This window comes from Methylobacterium aerolatum (assembly GCF_022179085.1).
GTDB lineage: Bacteria > Pseudomonadota > Alphaproteobacteria > Rhizobiales > Beijerinckiaceae > Methylobacterium > Methylobacterium aerolatum.
Genome location: NZ_BPQE01000059.1, coordinates 1 through 1,892 on the forward strand (window position 1 = coordinate 1; position 1,892 = coordinate 1,892).

Genomic DNA, 1,892 nt, shown 5'->3' on the forward strand with positions numbered 1-1,892 from the left:
ACGCAAAGATACCGTTCCCTCTGATTGAGATCTTTGTCCGCAAGACAAAGAAAGTGGGGCCTTAGCTCAGCTGGGAGAGCGCTTCCATGGCATGGAAGAGGTCATCGGTTCGATCCCGTTAGGCTCCACCATTTCCACCGTTCCATCTGAAAATTCTGCCCTGCCGAAACAACCCTGCGCCGATCCGGTGCGGGGCTATGAATCGTGGATTTGCAGGGCAGCGTCCGGAGTTTCCGGACGCTGCCGTCCCATGCCTGCGAGGGCAGGCCGAGGTCCTTCAGGGCGCTGCGGGTTCATGGGACATTACGCTACGCTGGATCCTCTCACCTTGCGCGGAACGAGGGGTCAACTCGGGTAACGCCGGAGAGGAATCGGAAGCGGGCTGGACGCGATGCCCCGCGAACCGGGCCGCCGTGCCTTGGATGGCCGGGGTGATTCACCGGTCTTCTCAGCGTTTGGCCGTCAAGATCCCGGCGTCTCATCAAACTCTGCTTCCTTTTCGAGCGCGGGCCGAAGCAATTCAGGGCAACGGGCCGTTTCAACACGTGGCGCATCCCTGGATTGCTTCGGCTCGCGCTCGCAATGACGGGGCAGGGGGCGACGGCCTTTTCGGTCGGACACTCAGAAAGCGGGGAGGGGACTTCCCAACGAAGCCCCGTCCCTGTTGCGATAGGCTCAGCGCTTCGTCTCGGCGGTATAGCGCGCCTTCGTCTCTTCGTTGGGTGGGTAGAGGCCGGGCAGGGGGACGCCGGCCTCGACCTGCGCCATGATCCAGCCTTCAAGGCGCTCCTGCTCCGGCGCGAGGGCGATCACATCGTCGATGAGAGCCGAGGGGATCAGCACCGCGCCGTCGTCATCGACGACGATGATATCGTCGGGGTAGACCGCCACCCCACCGCAGGCGACCGGCTCCTGCCAGCCCACGAAAGTGAGGCCGGCGACCGATGGCGGGGCGGCGGCGCCCCGGCACCAGACGGGCAGTCCCGTGCCGAGCACCCCCGCCACGTCGCGCACGACGCCGTCGGTGACGAGGGCCGCGACGCCCCTCTTCCGCATCCGCGCGCAGAGGATATCGCCGAAGATCCCCGCATCGGTGACGCCCATGGCATCGACCACGGCCACGCAGCCCTCGGGCATGGCCTCGATGGCGGCGCGGGTCGATCGCGGGGAGGACCAGGATTCCGGCGTCGCGAGATCCTCCCGGGCCGGGACGAAGCGCAGGGTGAAGGCGCGGCCGACGACCCGCTCCTGACCCGGCCGCAGGGGCATCGTCCCCCTCAGCCACACGTTCCTCAGCCCCTTCTTGAGAAGGATGGTCGTCAGCGTCGCGGTGGTGACGCGCGAGAGGATGTCGCGAATGTCTGAGTCTGTGGCCATGGCGAGGTTCGTACCGTGATCTGCGCCGGCCACCTTACAGGTTTCCGGAATCGCCGCACCCATGGATGGCGGCAGGCCTTACGGTTCGGAAGCCCTCACGACTCACCGGGGAGGGGGCGCATCAGCACGCCGAGCAGAAAGGCGAGTTCGCCGCAGATCAGGAGACACGCCCCGCGGCGGAGGCAGGCATCGAAGCCGAGCCGGTGGATGGAGATGCCGTAGGCGAGTTCAACCGCCACGATGGGGACGAAGGCGACGAGAAGCCAAGCCCAGCCGAAACGCCCGAGCGTCAGCCCGATCAGCGTATTCAGCAGGATCGCCTTCATTGTCGCTGTCGCCTATGCCGATCAGATACCCCATCGGTCGAGGGAGCCGTCGCCCCCGCGTGACACATCTTCGCTCAGGCTGACGGGCAGGTGCGCCTGCCGGATCGTCGGATCGCGGACGGCGATCGCGCCTGTCACGGCGCGAAGTGGAGCGTTCGGGAGGTGCCATCCGTCAGCGGCTCCCGCGCT

2 protein-coding genes and 1 tRNA gene are annotated in these 1,892 nt (G+C 66.4%); 1 reads left to right on the forward strand and 2 read right to left on the reverse strand.

Going from position 1 to position 1,892, the window contains the following annotated elements; translation table 11 throughout:
* Positions 1-55: 55 nt before the first annotated feature.
* Positions 56-131 (forward strand) — tRNA-Ala (locus tag MFF06_RS22515).
* Between the two features lie 544 nt (positions 132-675).
* On the opposite strand, the gene MFF06_RS22520 is transcribed toward MFF06_RS22515, so the two are convergent.
* Together MFF06_RS22520 and MFF06_RS22525 are read right to left on the reverse strand one after the other, a co-directional pair.
* Positions 676-1,377, reverse strand: a complete 702-nt coding sequence (locus MFF06_RS22520; protein WP_238208431.1) for a ribonuclease activity regulator RraA — start codon at positions 1,375-1,377, stop codon at positions 676-678.
* A gap of 95 nt (positions 1,378-1,472) precedes the next feature.
* Positions 1,473-1,703, reverse strand: a complete 231-nt coding sequence (locus MFF06_RS22525; RefSeq protein WP_238208433.1) for a hypothetical protein — start codon at positions 1,701-1,703, stop codon at positions 1,473-1,475.
* Between the last annotated feature and the right edge of the window lie 189 nt (positions 1,704-1,892).